The organism is Nonomuraea sp. N2-4H (assembly GCF_045291505.1).
GTDB lineage: Bacteria > Actinomycetota > Actinomycetes > Streptosporangiales > Streptosporangiaceae > Nonomuraea > Nonomuraea fastidiosa.
The window spans coordinates 8,817,787-8,832,219 of the sequence record NZ_CP147987.1 but is presented as its reverse complement, the minus strand read 5'-3'; the positions used below and the strand labels follow the sequence as shown (position 1 = coordinate 8,832,219).

Annotated in this window: 15 protein-coding genes; 3 read left to right on the top strand and 12 right to left on the bottom strand. The window is 71.0% G+C overall.

Annotation, left to right across the window (positions count from 1 at the left end):
* Positions 1-13 precede the first annotated feature (13 nt).
* The 4 genes from WBK31_RS40875 to sigE form a co-directional block, all read right to left on the bottom strand.
* A complete protein-coding gene (locus tag WBK31_RS40875) occupies positions 14-382 on the bottom strand; it encodes a sec-independent translocase (RefSeq protein ID WP_378785171.1) in 369 nt (122 codons plus the stop codon).
* Positions 383-1,679: 1,297 nt separating this feature from the next.
* Positions 1,680-3,581 carry a trypsin-like peptidase domain-containing protein gene (locus tag WBK31_RS40870; RefSeq protein ID WP_378785172.1) on the bottom strand — a complete coding sequence of 634 codons (1,902 nt, stop codon included), beginning with the start codon at positions 3,579-3,581 and terminating at the stop codon, positions 1,680-1,682.
* A gap of 178 nt (positions 3,582-3,759) precedes the next feature.
* On the bottom strand, positions 3,760-4,290 hold the full coding sequence (locus tag WBK31_RS40865) for a zf-HC2 domain-containing protein (protein ID WP_364069004.1): 531 nt from the start codon (positions 4,288-4,290) through the stop codon (positions 3,760-3,762).
* Between the two features lies 1 nt (position 4,291).
* Entirely contained in the window at positions 4,292-4,924 is a 633-nt protein-coding gene (gene sigE, locus WBK31_RS40860) for an RNA polymerase sigma factor SigE (protein WP_364069002.1), read from the bottom strand.
* Between the two features lie 182 nt (positions 4,925-5,106).
* Here sigE and WBK31_RS40855 point away from each other — a divergent pair, with 182 nt between their 5' ends.
* Positions 5,107-5,745, top strand: coding sequence for an O-methyltransferase (locus WBK31_RS40855; protein WP_364069000.1), 639 nt, complete (start codon positions 5,107-5,109; stop codon positions 5,743-5,745).
* 159 nt (positions 5,746-5,904) lie between these two features.
* Here the strand turns inward: WBK31_RS40855 and WBK31_RS40850 are convergent, their stop codons facing one another.
* Positions 5,905-7,311 carry a leucyl aminopeptidase gene (locus WBK31_RS40850; RefSeq protein ID WP_364068998.1) on the bottom strand — a complete coding sequence of 469 codons (1,407 nt, stop codon included), beginning with the start codon at positions 7,309-7,311 and terminating at the stop codon, positions 5,905-5,907.
* Between the two features lie 82 nt (positions 7,312-7,393).
* Positions 7,394-7,561, bottom strand: coding sequence for a DUF3117 domain-containing protein (locus WBK31_RS40845; RefSeq protein WP_020545024.1), 168 nt, complete (start codon positions 7,559-7,561; stop codon positions 7,394-7,396).
* 160 nt (positions 7,562-7,721) lie between these two features.
* Between WBK31_RS40845 and WBK31_RS40840 the strand changes: the two genes are divergently transcribed.
* Positions 7,722-8,519 (top strand): PaaX family transcriptional regulator C-terminal domain-containing protein, encoded by a 798-nt coding sequence (locus WBK31_RS40840; protein ID WP_364068996.1) that lies wholly within the window; start codon positions 7,722-7,724, stop codon positions 8,517-8,519.
* Entirely contained in the window at positions 8,516-9,292 is a 777-nt protein-coding gene (locus WBK31_RS40835) for an enoyl-CoA hydratase-related protein (protein ID WP_364068994.1), read from the top strand. The genes WBK31_RS40840 and WBK31_RS40835 overlap by 4 nt, the downstream gene beginning before the upstream one ends.
* A gap of 167 nt (positions 9,293-9,459) precedes the next feature.
* On the opposite strand, the gene WBK31_RS40830 is transcribed toward WBK31_RS40835, so the two are convergent.
* The 6 genes from WBK31_RS40830 to WBK31_RS40805 form a co-directional block, all read right to left on the bottom strand.
* Complete coding sequence (locus WBK31_RS40830; protein ID WP_364068992.1) at positions 9,460-10,011, bottom strand: DNA-3-methyladenine glycosylase I; 552 nt, start codon at positions 10,009-10,011, stop codon at positions 9,460-9,462.
* Positions 10,008-10,763, bottom strand: coding sequence for a hypothetical protein (locus tag WBK31_RS40825; protein WP_406674131.1), 756 nt, complete (start codon positions 10,761-10,763; stop codon positions 10,008-10,010). Before WBK31_RS40825 ends, WBK31_RS40830 begins: the two co-directional genes overlap by 4 nt.
* An 82-nt stretch (positions 10,764-10,845) precedes the next feature.
* Entirely contained in the window at positions 10,846-11,430 is a 585-nt protein-coding gene (locus WBK31_RS40820; protein ID WP_364068988.1) for a TIGR00730 family Rossman fold protein, read from the bottom strand.
* Between the two features lie 10 nt (positions 11,431-11,440).
* Positions 11,441-12,238 (bottom strand): TIGR00730 family Rossman fold protein, encoded by a 798-nt coding sequence (locus WBK31_RS40815; protein ID WP_364068986.1) that lies wholly within the window; start codon positions 12,236-12,238, stop codon positions 11,441-11,443.
* A 281-nt stretch (positions 12,239-12,519) separates the two neighbouring features.
* Positions 12,520-13,575, bottom strand: a complete 1,056-nt coding sequence (dapE, locus tag WBK31_RS40810; protein ID WP_364068984.1) for a succinyl-diaminopimelate desuccinylase — start codon at positions 13,573-13,575, stop codon at positions 12,520-12,522.
* On the bottom strand, positions 13,575-14,408 hold the full coding sequence (locus WBK31_RS40805) for a 2,3,4,5-tetrahydropyridine-2,6-dicarboxylate N-succinyltransferase (protein ID WP_406674130.1): 834 nt from the start codon (positions 14,406-14,408) through the stop codon (positions 13,575-13,577). The genes dapE and WBK31_RS40805 overlap by 1 nt, the downstream gene beginning before the upstream one ends.
* Positions 14,409-14,433 lie beyond the last annotated feature (25 nt).

Here is a 14,433-nt window from a genome sequence, read left to right as displayed (position 1 = left end):
ATTGCTTTGCAGGTCAGGTGGCCTCGGAGTCGTACGGGGGAATCTCACCGAAGCCGAGCTCATCGACCACCGGCTCCGGCGTGTACGTCGCCGCGACCGGCTCCAGCTCCTTCGGCTTGCCCGCGTTGTTCCAGTCGTCCTCTAGGTCGTCGAGGAGATGCTTGCGTACGAAGTTGCGCGGGTTGAGGTCGGCGGGGTCGAAGTTCTGAAACTCGGGGCCAAGCCCGGCACGCAGGTCCTCGCGCGCGTTGTTGGCCATCCGGCGCAGGTTGCGCAGGGTCCGGCCCGCTTGCGCGGCGGCCTGCGGCAATTTGTCGGGACCGAAGACGAGGAGCGCGATCACGATCAGCGCTCCGACCTCCATCCACCCGAGTCCGAACACCGTGAGCTCCTACCGCAGTCCAACCTCTCCGAGGACAACCCCGGCCTATCCACAGACTAAGGGCTTCCAGCCGTGACTGAGTCGTCCCCCCTAGGACAAACCACCCACGCCCCTATGGCAACACCCGGCCGCGAAGACGACCGATCTCGGGGTCACGGTCCACGGACGCCGTCCGCGATGCGGCACACAGCCCAGGCGGGGGTCGCAGCACGCGTCCAGGCCGCGTTGCAGCACGCAGTCCAGGCCGCGTTGCAGCACGCAGTCCAGGCCGCGTTGCAGCACGCAGTCCAGGTCGGTTGCGGCACCAGGCCAGACCACGTTGCGGCACCAGACCAGGCAGGCGGGCGGGCCGTTGATCGGCCCCCGTTAGCCTCTGACAGTGCCCTAGGAGCTCAAGGCCCGGCCAGTAGCCGAAGGGCGCCAGCGGGCTTCAGGGCCGGTCGCAGACGCCTCCTCACCGACACCTCCGCCCTTCGCGGCCACCGACACCGACGCCCTCCCGCTCCGCAGGCCCACCACACCAGCACCGCCGCTCATCGCGGCCACCCACACCGGCACCGCCACCCATCGCAGCCACCCACACCGACGCCCTCCCGCTCCGCGGACCCACCACACCAGCACCGCCACCCTCTGGGCCCCGCTCCGTGAGTGCACCACACTGGCGCCGCCGCCCCGACACCCCACACACGAACGGCGAGACAGCGACCAGACCGCCCCCTCCTCACAGCACGGCGCAGCCAGGAGGCAGGAGCGCACGCAAGCGGCGCAACGGAGGTCGAAGGTCCTTCCCACTCTCACGCGCCGACACCGCAGGGCTGGAGGTGGGCGCGACGGCGGCCGCACCTCACCCTCACGCGACCAGCGCACACGCCAGAGGCAGCCGGGGCACACGCCAGAGGCGGCCGGGGCGGCGTTAGGACGAGCCCAAGAGGCTGGGGCCGTCTTCGCCTCCGGACCTCCCCACGCCCCACAGCCTCAGATGGGCGCCGGCATGCGATGGAGCGGAGGTCTGGGCGTCCACCCCTCCCACTTACCACCGCTCAGGCCGAAGATGCTGAGAGCGCACGTATGCGGCGCACGGAGGCCTAGGCGTTACACCCCTCGTGCCTACCACCCCACCCTGGCCCGAAGGCGGCGAGGCGGCGAAGCGGATCTCTCAGCCCGCACCCACCGCCCGCAAGCTCGGAGGCGCGCGTGAGTGGCGGGGCGTGGGCAACTTCCCGGTCCGCGCCTGAAACGGCTCACCCGGCCACCCACGCGTCCGGGGTGGCCGGGTGAGGCGGTCAGCCGATCCGGGTCAGGAGGGTGACGGGGCGGGGCCGTCTTCGGCCACCACGGTCAGGGTGGCGGTGCGGGCCTGGCCGTCACGCTGGTACTTGATCTTGATCTGCGAGCCCGGCTCCTTGCTGCGGATCAGGGCGATCAGCTCGTTGCTGTCCTGCAAGGCCAGCCCGTCGATCTCCAGGATCACGTCACCGGGCTTGAGGCCGGCCTTGTCGGCGGGGCCGCCGGGCGTGACCGGCTGCTGACCGGCGGCGGGCTCGGTAGCGATCTTGACGCCCTGCCCCCTGAAGTCCTTCTCCAGAACGACGCCGATCTTGGGCCGCTTGGCCCGCCCGGTGGTGATCAGCTCTTCGGCGACCCGCCGCGTCTGATTGACGGGGATCGCGAAGCCGAGGCCGATGCTGCCGCTCTGGCTGGTCAGCGAACGGCCGAGCGTGGCGATCGCGGAGTTGACGCCGACGACCTCGCCCTTGCCGTTCACCAGCGGACCGCCGGAGTTGCCGGGGTTGATGGCGGCGTCGGTCTGGATGGCGCTGATGTACGCCGGCTCCTCGTTGGTGCCGGACTCGTCACCGGCGATGACCGGCCGGTTGAGCGAGCTGACGATGCCGGTGGTGACGGTGCCGGTCAGGCCGAGCGGCGAGCCGATGGCGATGACCGGGTCGCCGACGACCACCTGGTCGGAGTTGCCGAGCGTGATCTCCGGCGTGCCGAACGTCTCCTCAGGCTTGATCACCGCCAGGTCGGAGCCCGGGTCGCGGCCGACGATGCGGCCGGTGGTGGTCTTGCGGTTGTTGAACATGATCCGGATCTCGCCGCCCTGCGCGGCCAGCGAGACGACGTGGTTGTTGGTGACCACGTAGCCGTTTTTGATCACAAAGCCGGAGCCGGACGCGCCCTCGGTGTTGCTGCCGTTACCGACCTCCAGCGAGACCACGCTGGGCAGCACCCGAGCGGCGACGCCGGCGACGGAGTCGGGCGCGCGGTTGGTGGCTCCGGTGGGCAGCGGGCCGAGGCTGTAGGAGGGGTCGATGGCGTTGCTGCTCGGCCGGGTCAGCAGGTACGTGCCGACGCTGCCGAGCATCGAGGCCACCAGCGCGATCACCACGGCCATCGCGATCAAGAACCCGGTGCGCGGCCCCCGCTGCACGGCGGCGGCCTCCCTTCCGGGTGGGGGCGGACCCCAGCCGGGGCCCATGCCCATGGCCTGGCGCGGTGGCGGCGGCTGAGGTGGCCCGTAGGAGCCGGGGGCCCCGCCGAAACCGGGGTGTTCGCCGGACGATCCGATCGGCGGGCCGTCGTAGGCGCGGGCACCCCCGTCGGGCGGTCCGAAGAACGGGCTCTCGTACGCACGCGTGTCGCCATTGGGCGGCGCGAAGGACGGCTCAGTGGAGCCGGGCGGCGCGAAGGACGGCTCAGTGGATCCGGGCGGCGCGAAGGACGGCTCAGCCGGGCCTGGAGGACCGAAGGAGGGCCCGGTCGAGCCGGGCGGGCCGAAGGAGGGGCCCGAGGGTCCCTGCGAGCTGCCCGAGGGGCCCGGCGGGCTGAAGGAGGGGCCGTCGTAGGCGCGGGTCTCGGCGTCGGGACGACCGTAGGAGTGATCGTGGGAACCGTCAGGCGGGCCGAACGACGGCGCACCGTACTGCGGCCCGGTGCCCTGCTGCGCCCCAGGCCCGGGCCCAGGCCCGCCGTACGGTGACCGGTCGGCCGAGGCGTCGTACGGCCGCGGCTCGTACGGCGGCGAGCCGGAGCCCCCGGAGCGGCCGGACGGGTCGCCCCACGAGGAGCCGAAGGAGGCGGGCGGCTCCGACCGCTGCTCGGACCTGTCGTCCGCGGGCAGGAAGTCCGGCCGCCCCTGTGGCTCGGGGGAGTCCGACGGTGTGCGCCCTTCCGGGGACCGCGTCTCGTCGGTCATCTAGATCTCACCACTCCTTGGCTCGGCCACCGCAAATGCTGGCTTTTGCGGCATACGAGTGATCTAAAGCTTTTGTCAGGACTTGCCTGTGACAATTCCCGAACCCAGATCGTATGCCCGCTCTGCCGCCGACTACGCCAACCGAATGTCCGCCGGCATCAACGTGGTGACCCCGAGGTCAAGGTGTGGCGTTGGATGAGGCGTTCGTAGGCGTAGTACGGGCCTGCTGCTGGAACAGTTCAACCGGAGGAGCGGGATTGTTCTGCCCGATTCCGCTCGCGGCGAAGAAGGTGCCGAGCGCCACGGCCGCCGAAACCACGCCGACCGCCACGTACGTGGAACGCCGCCGGCTACCACCGCGGCCAGGTCCCGAAGCCCCGCCACTGCCGTCGCGCCGCGGACGGTTGTCGAGGGGGGCGATCGTGTGCGGCCCGGGGATGGGCACTCCCCCGAACGTACGGGTTGGAAAAGGGCGTTCCCGCGGCGGCAACGGGCCGCCGGGCTCCGCCATGCGAAGCAGGGACATCGTCAGGTCGGCCGGCATCGCCGGCATCTCAAGCGAGCGCAGGCGGGACTTCAGCGCCCTTACCGACTCGACTTCACGACGACAGTCAGCACAGAAAGTCAGATGAGCCAGCGCGCGTTCGCGCTCGGTGTGGCTCAGCTCTCCATCGACAAGCGCGGAAGCGCGTTCTCCCAAATGAGCCATGTCAGATCTCCTCCCCACGGATCACGGTCGGGGGGAGTTGAGTATTACGGGGGGCTCGGTGATCGAGAGCCTCCCGCAACTGCGCCCGGCCACGGTGGATACGGCTTCGGACCGTACCCAGCTTGACGCCGAGCGTGGCCGCGATCTCCTCGTAAGAAAGGCCCTCGATGTCACACAGCACGATCGCGGCCCGGAACTCGGGGGCGAGCGCGTCGAGGGCGTCTTGGATGTCGGGCTCCAGGTGGGCGTCATCGAACGCCTGAGCCGGGGACGGCTCACGACCGCGCAGCCGCTCAGCGGCGTCGTCGGCGAGCCCCTCGAACCTGATGCGCTGCTTGCGCCGCGCCATGTCGAGGAACAGGTTGGTCGTGATCCGGTGCAGCCACCCCTCGAACGTGCCCGGGGTGTAACTCGACAGCGACCTGAAGACCCGGACGAAGACCTCCTGCGTCAGGTCTTCGGCGTCATGGACATTGCCGGTCAGCCGGTATGCCAGCCGATACACGCGCGCGGAGTGCGTCCGCACCACTTCCTCCCAGGTGGGAGGCGTCCACTCGGACGACACCGGAGTATCGGTCTGGTGGTCGCTCTCGTCCACCAGAACTCCTCTCTCTGGGACCACCGCTACCGCCATAGTGCCTGGTTTCGTCCCTTCGTGCGCACTGCCTGCCTTCCGGACCGGCAAAGCCCGTTTAAACCTGCAACGCCTCGATGCCCTCTTGAGTTCCCGTCCCGGCGTGTCTCCCCTAGGCTGCGATCGGTGCCAATCACGCGTATACCTCGCGACCTATCGCATGAAAGTGGGGGAGGAGGCCGATGACCACTCCGGTGGAGGCCACTCTGGCCTATGCGGAGCAGTTCCATCACGAGGATGAGATCTTGCACGCGGCGCGGCAGCGCGGGCTGGAGATGGGTGCCACACCCATCCTTCCCGGCGGCGGCGCCGCCCTGTGCTTCCTGGCGACCGTCATCAACGCCAAGTCGGTCGTCGAGATCGGCACGGGCTGCGGCGTGTCGGGGCTGTGGCTGCTGCGCGGCATGCGTTCTGACGGCACATTGACGAGCGTGGACGTCGAGCCCGAGCACCAGCGGCTGGCCCGTCAGGCGTTCACAGAGGCCGGGTTCTCCGGCAGCAGGGTGCGGCTCATCTCAGGACGCGCGCTGGACGTGCTGCCGCGATTGTCCGACGGCGGGTACGACATGGTCTTCGCCGACGGCGCCAAGCAGGAGTACGCCGACTATCTGGCCGAGGCCGTGCGCCTGCTGCGGGTGGGCGGCATCGTGGCCTTCGACAACATGTTGTGGCACAACCGCGTGGCCGACCCGGCGCAGCGCGACACCGACACGGTGGCGCTGCGCGAGGTCGGCAAGCTCGTGCAGTCGGACGAGCGGCTGCGCTCGGTGCTCATGCCGCTCGGCGACGGCCTGCTGGCCGCCGTGAAGATCTCCGACTGATCCAGGGCACTGAAAGGCTCCGGCTGACCCGCCTGCCCAGGCGAACCGCCTCAAGGGGCCGGTGGCCGGCCTCCGCTCCCGAGCGCGGCGCCCGTCGGGCCTTCGCCCCCGGGCGCGGCGCCCGCCGGCCCGGTGAGCCCGGCCGGCGGGTGGTGCCCGTCAGCTCTTGGTGAGCCACTCCAGCAGCACGCGTACGCCGAAGCCGGTCGCGCCCTTGGTGAGGGTGCCCTCGTCGGCCGTGCTGCGCCCCACGCCCGCGATGTCGAGGTGCGCCCACGGCCGCTTGCCCGCGAACTCCCGCAGGAACAGCGCCGCCGTGATCGACCCGCCGCCGAACTTGTTGCCGGACTCGACGTTGGCGAGGTCGGCGATCTGCGAGTCCAGCGCGGGCCGGTAGTCCTCGACCAGCGGCATCCGCCACAGCCGGTCGTCGGCCGCCTGCCCCGCCGCCACGAGCCGCTCGGCGAGCTCGTCGTCGGAGGAGTAGACGGCGCCGTAGGCGCGGCCGAGCGCGACCGTGATGGCGCCGGTGAGCGTGGCGATGTCGACCACCGCGTCGGGGTCGAGCACGGCGTCGGCGTACGCCAGCGCGTCGGCCAGCACCAGCCGGCCTTCGGCGTCGGTGTTGAGCACCTCGACCGTGCGGCCGCCGTAGTGGGTGATCACGTCGCTGGGCCGCTGCGCGGTGCCCGACGGCATGTTCTCGGCGGCGGCGACCAGGCCGGTGACGCGTACGGGGGCCTTGAGCGCGGCCAGCGCCTTCAGCACGGCGATGACGACCGCACCGCCCGCCATATCGGTCTTCTGGGTCTTCATGTTGTCGGTCGGCTTGAGCGACAGCCCGCCCGAGTCGAACGTGATGCCCTTGCCGACCAGCACGACGTGCCGGGTGGCCGGCTCGTCGGGGGTGTAGGAGAGCTTGATGAGCCTCGGAGGGCTGGCCGAGCCCTGGCCGACGGCGAGGATGCCGCCGAAGCCGTCGGCCCGCAGCCGCTCTTCGTCCCACACCTCGACGGGCAGGCCGGTCTCCTGAGCCCGCTCGGCGAGCCAGGCGGGGTTCTTCACCGACGACGGCGTGTTGGCCAGGTCGCGAGCGAAGGCCACGGCCTGCGCGACGGTCTCCGCGCGCCGTACCTGGCCCTCGTCCGCCCCGGCGAACACGAGCGACCGCACCGGCTCCTTGCCCGGCTTGCCGATCTTGAAGGTGTACGCCGCCAGCAGCGCCGCCTCCGCGAACGGTGAGAGGTCGTCCGCGGACGGCGGCACCACGGTCAGCGTCTCCCTGCCCTTGACCTTCCTGGTCAGCGCGGCGGCGGCCGTGCGCAGGTCGCGCGGTGAGCCGTCGCCGACGCCGTACAGCAGGACCCGGCCCACGCCGCCGGACCGCGCGACCGGCACCTCGACGATCTCGCCTGCCTCGCCCTTGGCGTTGTAGTGCGCGAGCAGGTCCGCGGCCGGAAGCGGCAGCTCGACGGACGGGCTGAGATCGGAGTCGTAGGGGACGGCCAGCAGTTCGGCGTCGCCTGGAACCTCGGTGACCACCGAAGCAGTGGTCTCAATGGGCACGGAACCTCTCCTCAAACGTGAGCGACCCTGGCGTCGTGGCCACGCCAGGGTCGTAGAACAAGGGTCTTCCTCCGGGGAGCGCTCAGCCGACGACGTTCTTCAACGCCTCACCGAGCGCCTTGGCCTCGTCGGCGGAGATCTCCACGACGAGCCTGCCGCCACCCTCCAGAGGGACTCGCATGACAATGCCGCGCCCTTCCTTGGTGACCTCGAGCGGACCATCGCCGGTCCGCGGCTTCATCGCCGCCATGCGTGTATCCCTTCCTGCCTTGGGCTCCCGCGGCCCGCGATTTCCGACCACCCCGGGAGGGTGGCCGGCGCATTCACGTCTTCTGTGATGTCCTATTCTCCCGCATCGAGAGCGCTCATGGGTAACGATCTCCTCCCAGAATGCGTTGTCGAGCCAGGCGATGGCGTCCAAACTGGACTTCGTGCACGCTCGCGCCGCTCTGTTCGACCTCTACGGAGATCACCTGCGTTCTCGCGGCGGGCAGGCCACCATAGCCGCCCTCGTACGTCTCATGAAACCCCTGGAAATCGCGGCTCCCGCGGTGCGTACGGCGGTGTCGCGGATGGTGCGTCAGGGATGGCTGAGACCGGTGAGGCTGCCGCAGGGAGCGGGCTACGGGCTGACCCCGAAGTGCGTCAGACGGCTTGATGAGGCCGCGCTGAGAATTTACCGAGCTGGAACCCTCACCTGGCACGGACGCTGGCACGTCATCGTCTTCGAGCCGGTGAAGGAGCGGCAGCGCAGGGAGCGGCTCAGGGCGGATCTGACCTTCCTGGGGTACGCGTCGCTGTCGGAGACGACGTGGATCGGCCCGCGCTCCTCGATCGAGCTGGACAACCTGCTGGAGAGCGAAGGAGTGCGGGCCGACAGGTTCGACGCGGCGCTCGAAGGCGATCCGCGCGAGCTGGTGGCCAGGGCATGGGATCTCGACGCCATCGGCGAGGCGTACGAGCACTGGCTGGCCGAGGCTGTCACGCTGATCAGCACGCTGCCAGAAGAGGCGCCGCCCGATCAGGTGTTCGCCACCCGCAGCAGGCTCGTGCACGGGTGGCGCAACTTCCTGTTCCGCGACCCCGGCCTGCCGCCCGAGCTGCTGCCGCCGGGCTGGCCGGGCGAGAAGGCGAGGGCCTTCTTCAAGCAGGAGGCCGCCAGGCTGCTGCCCGCGGCCGCCGCGTTCGTCGACAGGGAGTTGATGTGATCCGCTACGACGTGGCCGACGCCGTCGCCACCATCACGCTCGACCGGCCGGAGGCGATGAACTCGCTGACCGTCGAGGCCAAGCAGGCGCTGCACGACGCGCTGCGCAAGGCCGCGCACGACCGCGCGGTCAGGGCGGTGCTGCTGACCGGCTCGGGCCGGGCCTTCTGCGCGGGCCAGGACCTGCGCGAGCACGCCGACAACCTGGAGTCGGGGCACGGCCTGGCCAACACCGTGCGCCTGCACTACAACCCGATCATCGAGCTGATCAGCACGATGCCGAAGCCGGTGGTGGCCGCCGTCAACGGCGTGGCCGCGGGCGCGGGCGCGTCGCTGGCCTTCGCCTGCGACCTGCGGGTGGCCTCGGAGCGGGCGAAGTTCGCGCTGGCGTTCGCCGGGATCGGGCTCGCGCCGGACTCGGGCGCGTCGTGGACGTTGCAGCGCCTGGTCGGGCATGGCCGCGCCGCCGAGCTGATGCTGCTGGGCGAGGCGATCGACGCCGCCCGCGCGCTCGAGCTGGGCCTGGTCAACCGCGTGGTGCCCGCCGACGACGTCATGAAGGCCGCGACGGACCTCGCCGCACGCCTCGCGCAGGGACCCACGCTGGCGTACGCGGCCACGAAGCGGGCGCTCGCCTACGCCGCCACGCACGCCCTCGCCGACTCGCTCGCCCTGGAGGCCGACCTGCAGGACCAGTGCGCCGCCACCCAGGACCACCGCAACGCCACACGCGCCTTCCTCGCCAAGGAGCAGCCGACGTTCAGCGGAGAGTGACCGGCCGGTACGGGTGCACCTCGGCGGGGCCGGCGGTCACCTGCTCGACGGGGCCAGGGTGGCCGTGGAGACGCGTACGGGCCGCCGGCGGGCGGGATCACACCGGCGACGGCACAGCGGGCGCCTTCGAGCCCGTCACGGCTCCAAGCGCAGCCACGCCGTCGCGCTCACCACCTACGCGCGACGCAGTCCGCGAGGTGGTCGTTGACCAGCCCGATCGCCTGCATGAGCGCGTAGGCGGTGGTCGGGCCGACGAACACGAACCCGTGCCGCTTCAGCTCCTTGGCCAGCGCCTTCGAGCCTGGCGTGGCGGCCGGCACGTCGGCCATGGTGCGCGGCGCGGGCCTGTCGGGCTCGGCGTACCGCCACACCAGCTCCGACAGGCCGCCGGGCAGGTCGAGCGCGGCCCTGGCGTTGGTGATGGCGGCCTCGATCTTGGCGCGGTTGCGTACGATGCCCGCGTCGCCGAGCAGCCGCTCGACGTCCTTGCCCGTGTACGCGGCCACCTTCGGGATCGAGAAGCCGTCGAAGGCGGCGCGGAAGTTCTCCCGCTTGCGCAGGATCGTCAGCCACGACAGGCCCGACTGGAACGCCTCGAGCGACACCCGCTCGAAGACCGCGTCATCGCCCTTGAGCGGGCGGCCCCACTCCTTGTCGTGGTACTCGAGGTACATCGGGTCGGACAGACCGGCCCATGCGCAGCGGATCGGCTCGGTCACTTGCCCTGATCATCCCCCTGGCCGTTGAGCCCGGCCCGCACGGACGCATCGCGCTCCGGCTCGCCGTCCTTCTCCTCGGCCTTGTCGCCAGCCTTCTCGCCAGCCTTCTCGTCGGCCTTCTCGTCGGCCTTCGCCTGTGCCGCCTCGGTCGTGTCGGTCGTGTCGGCGGCCTGATCGCCGGCCTCGCCGCCGGCCTCCGTCTCACCGACGGGCTCGCCCGGAGCCTCCGCCCGGGCGTCCGCCTGATGCTGAGTCTGAACGCCGGGCACCCGCCACTCCGGGTCCTCAGGCGGGCTGGTCAGCCGGGCCCCGCCGTCCCACGACACCGAGGCGCCGCTGGAGGTCACCGGGTCGCCCGACTCCGGCAGCTCCCGGGACACGGCAGGGGCCTCGGGTGCGTGCTCGGTGCGCGGCCCGGCGCCCGGCGCGGCGTAGCTCTCCTGCCGCGCGTACAGCCGGTTGGACAGCAGCTCGGAGACCCGCTGCTCCAGCACCGCGATGCGGTTGTCGCGCGCGCTGATCGCCCCCGCGGCCCTGCGCAGCGTCTCGTCGACGCTCTGCGTGTGGTAGCCGACCAGGTTGACCGGCAGGTGGATGGCCATGACGTCGGCCGCCGTGAGCTGCCCGGCCTCCGGCAGGTCGAGCGAGGGCACGTCGGGCGGGAACTCGGTCAGCTCACCGCCCTTGCCCAGGGAGACCAGGACCACGCAGACCAGGATGGCGATGGCGGCGATGGCGAGTATGACCAGCACATGGGCATCGTACTCATTGCATCGGGGCACGAGGTCCCGCACATGCCGCAACCGGTACGTCACCGGGCGGCGCGGACACCGGTCAGCCGGACGCCTCGCCCAGCTCGGCGACGCTCGGTCTGACCGGCTGCGCACGCCCTTCGAGGTGCGCGAACGCCTCCTCGACCGTCGTGGTCCACGAGATGGCGTCGAACACGTCGGGACGGGTGAAGCCCTCGTCGTACATGCGCTCGACCAGCGCCTTGAGCGGGTCGTACAGGCCGAAGGGGTCGAGCAGCACCAGCGGGCGGTCGTGGATGCCGAGCACCCGGGCGCTCCAGATCTCGAACAGCTCCTCCAGCGTCCCGATGCCGCCGGGCAGCACGAGGAACGCGTCGGAGCGTGCGTCCATGACGCCCTTGCGCTCGCGCATGCCGTCGGTGACGATCAGCTCGTCCGATTCCTCGTCCGCCACCTCCATGTCCATCAGGACCTGGGGGATCACGCCGATCGTCCGGCCGCCTGCGGCGCGGGCGGCCGCGGTGACGGCGCCCATGCAGGACACGGAGCCGCCGCCGCTGACCAGCGTGTGGCCCCGCCGGGCCAGCTCGGTGCCGACACGGGCGGCCAGCTCGATGTATTTGGCGTGGATGGTCTGGCTGGAGGCGCAGTAGACACAGATGTTCACGCCGCCGAGCCTATTGAGGCTCCGCGTGCTGCGCCGCGGCGGCCGCGATCTCCTCCTCACGCTGCCGGGAGCGGGCCCGGTCGGACTCGACGATGATGCGCACGGCCTCGTCGGGGTCGTCGGTGACGGTGATCAGGTCGAGGTCCTGGGCGGCGATCTTGCCGGTGCCGAGCAGCTGGCTCTTGATCCAGTCGATCAGCCCGCCCCAGAACTCGCTGCCGAGCAGCACGACGGGGAACGAGGTGACCTTCTGGGTCTGCACCAGCGTGAGCGCCTCGAACAGCTCGTCCAGCGTGCCGAAGCCGCCGGGCAGCGTGATGAAGCCGCAGGAGTACTTGACGAACATCGTCTTGCGGACGAAGAAGTAGCGGAACTCGATGCCGAGATCGACGTAGTCGTTCATGCGCTGCTCGAACGGCAGCTCGATGCCGAGCCCCACCGAGATCGCGCCGTCGACCTCGCTCGCGCCCCGGTTGGCCGACTCCATGACGCCGGGCCCGCCGCCGGTGATCACCGCGTAACCGGCCTCGGCGAGCTTGCGGCCGAGCGCACGGCCCAGCGCGTAGTCGGTCGAGTCGGGGGACGTACGGGCCGAGCCGAAGACGGTCACGGCCGGAGGAAGCTCGGCGAGCTGGCCGAAGCCCTCCACGAACTCGGCCTGGATGCGCAGGACCCGCCACGGGTCCATGTGCACCCAGTCGGTCGGCCCCTGGGGGGCGAGCAGCCGCTGGTCGTGGGTGGAGCGGGGGACGAGGCTGCCGCGCACGAAAGCCTGGCCCTGTCGGCGTTCTCGACGGATCTTTTCCATGCGGATCACGCTAGCCCTTCTCGTGCGTGGCCGGTCCGAGCTCGGCCTCCTCGCCGCCCCTGCGCGTCTCCAGCATGCGTGCCGGGGACGAAACCGCAGGTGGCGGAGGTGGGAAGGCGTTCTGAAAAAACTTGTAAGAAGCAGGGAACCAGATTTCGGCCCGCCCGCGTCTAATCGGCGAGGGTGCTGCTCGGGACTGAAAGTGGTCTTCCCCGCCAAATGGCCGGCGAGGAAGGCCACTTTCACGTGAGGGGCCCGTTGGAAGAGTCCCGGTGGCCGTGTCAGGCGGACAGCCAGTCGAGCATCGCGCGCTCGCTTTCCACGATCTTCTGCAGCGACACGTACTCGCCCTGCTGGTGCGCGAGGTTGGGGTCGCCAGGGCCGTAGTTGACGGCCGGCACGCCGAGCGCGGAGAAGCGGGCGACGTCGGTCCAGCCCAGCTTGGCGCGCGGCTCGCCGCCGACCGCCGCCGTGAACGCCGCCGCCACCGGGTGCGTCAGCCCCGGCCGCGCCGCGGGTGCCGCGTCCACGATGTTCACCGCGAAGCCGTCGAAGACCTCGCGTACGTGCTGCTCGGCCTCCTTGATCGACAGGTCGGGCGCGAAGCGGTAGTTGACGCTCACCACGCACAGGTCGGGGATGACGTTGCCGGCCACGCCGCCGCGTACGCCCACCGCGTTGAGCCCCTCGTGGTATTCGAGCCCGTCGACCACCGGCCGGCGCGGCTCGTACGCGTTGAGCCTGGCCAGCACCGGCTCGATGCCGTGGATGGCGTTGACCCCGAACCACGAGCGCGCGCTGTGCGCCCGCTTGCCGGTCACCATGACCTCGGCGCGCAGCGTGCCCTGGCAGCCGCCCTCGATGACGCCGTCGGTGGGCTCCATCAGCACCGCGAAGTCGGCGGCCAGCCAGTCGGCGTGCTCGCGCGCGACCCTGCCGAGCCCGTTGCGCTCGGCCTCGACCTCCTCGCAGTCGTAGAAGACGTAGGTGACGTCGCGGTTGGGCGCGGGCAGGGTGGCGGCGAGCTTGAGCGCGACGGCCACGCCCGCCTTCATGTCGGTGGTGCCGCAGCCGTAGAGCAGGTCGCCCTCGACCCTGCTGGGCAGGTTGCCGGCGACGGGGACGGTGTCGAGGTGTCCCGCGATCAGCACGCGCTCGGAGCGCCCCAGCTCGGTGCGGGCCACGACCGTCTCGCCCGACCGGGTCACCTTGAGGTGCGGCAGCGCGGCGAGCGCTCGCTCGACCTCGTCGGCCAGCGCCTTCTCGCCGCCGCTGACGGACTCGATGTCCACGATCGCGGCGGTCAGGTCGCGTACGTCCTGGGTCAGGTCAAGCATCAGGTGTTCACTCCGTGTTCGCGCAGCACATCGTTGAGCGCCGCCTTGTCGTGCCTGCTCCCCGGCTCCAGGCGCTTGAGCACGGCCACGCACGGCAGGCCGAACGTGCCTCCGGGGAACTCTTTCTGCCGCGTGCCGCCCACCGCCACGCACCACGGCGGGATCACGCCGCGGGACAGCTCCTCACCGGTCTCGACCTCGATCACCGGCATCGACGCGGACAGGATCGTTCCCGCGCCGACGACCGCGCCCTCGCCGACCCTGGCGCCCTCGACGATCATCGCCCGGCTGCCGATCAGCGCGCCGTCCTCGATGACCACCGGCACCGCGTTCGGCGGCTCCAGCACGCCGCCGATGCCGACGCCGCCCGACAGGTGCACGTTCTTGCCGATCTGGGCGCAGGAGCCGACCGTGGCCCAGGTGTCGACCATCGTGCCCTCGTCGACGTACGCGCCGATGTTGGTGAACGACGGCATGAGCACCACGCCGGGCGCGATGTACGCGCCCCACCGCGCGATCGCGCCGGGCACCACGCGCACGCCCTCGAGCGAGCTCTTCAGCGGCACCCTGTCGTGGTGGTGGAAGTCGCCGACCTGCGAGCGCGTCATGCCGAGCACCTTGAAACCGAGCAGAATCGCGCGCTTGGCCCGCTCGTCCACCACGACCTCGCCGTCCACGAGCCTCGCGACCCTGGCCTCGCCCCGGTCGAGCAGGTCGATCGCGCTCACCACGAGGTGCCGGGCCTCGGCGTCGGCGGGCGACAGCTCGGCCCTGCGCTCCCAGAGCTCGTCCACCGCGGCGGGCAGCGGAGACGTCGTGCGCACGTTGCTCATGCCCTGGGAGCTTATCCGGCCGGGT

Bases quoted from the DNA above. Each gene is read 5' to 3' on its own strand.
- WBK31_RS40870 (WP_378785172.1), bottom strand. From the start codon at position 3,581: ATGACCGACGAGACGCGGTCCCCGGAAGGGCGCACACCGTCGGACTCC.
- WBK31_RS40865 (WP_364069004.1), bottom strand. From the start codon at position 4,290: ATGGCTCATTTGGGAGAACGCGCTTCCGCGCTTGTCGATGGAGAGCTG.
- sigE (WP_364069002.1), bottom strand. From the start codon at position 4,924: ATGGCGGTAGCGGTGGTCCCAGAGAGAGGAGTTCTGGTGGACGAGAGC.
- WBK31_RS40855 (WP_364069000.1), top strand. From the start codon at position 5,107: ATGACCACTCCGGTGGAGGCCACTCTGGCCTATGCGGAGCAGTTCCAT.
- WBK31_RS40845 (WP_020545024.1), bottom strand. From the start codon at position 7,561: ATGGCGGCGATGAAGCCGCGGACCGGCGATGGTCCGCTCGAGGTCACC.
- WBK31_RS40840 (WP_364068996.1), top strand. From the start codon at position 7,722: ATGGCGTCCAAACTGGACTTCGTGCACGCTCGCGCCGCTCTGTTCGAC.
- WBK31_RS40815 (WP_364068986.1), bottom strand. From the start codon at position 12,238: ATGGAAAAGATCCGTCGAGAACGCCGACAGGGCCAGGCTTTCGTGCGC.
- dapE (WP_364068984.1), bottom strand. From the start codon at position 13,575: ATGCTTGACCTGACCCAGGACGTACGCGACCTGACCGCCGCGATCGTG.
- WBK31_RS40805 (WP_406674130.1), bottom strand. From the start codon at position 14,408: ATGAGCAACGTGCGCACGACGTCTCCGCTGCCCGCCGCGGTGGACGAG.